Below are 210 nucleotides of genomic sequence, written 5' to 3' on the forward strand. Positions count from 1 at the left end.
CCATCTGCCCCAGCCCGGGCAGCCCGGCGCGGAAGAGCCCGTGGTCGGTGAAGTAGTTCCGCATCAGCAGCACGGTGACCAGCAGCGACACCCCGAACGACGCCCGGTGCGCGAACAGCGCCAGGAACCCGGCCGTGACGCTGGGGGCGCGCCAGGCGTGGCGGGCGCCGTCCGCCAGCCCGCGCGCGACGGCCAGCACGGGGTTCGTCG

1 pseudogene is annotated in these 210 nt (G+C 75.7%); it reads right to left on the bottom strand.

From position 1 onward, the window contains the following. Positions 1-210: pseudogene (locus tag G3I65_RS18980) on the bottom strand (MFS transporter); the annotation flags it as partial.

This window comes from Amycolatopsis sp. SID8362, from assembly GCF_010550475.1.
Classification (GTDB): Bacteria; Actinomycetota; Actinomycetes; order Mycobacteriales; family Pseudonocardiaceae; genus Amycolatopsis; species Amycolatopsis eburnea.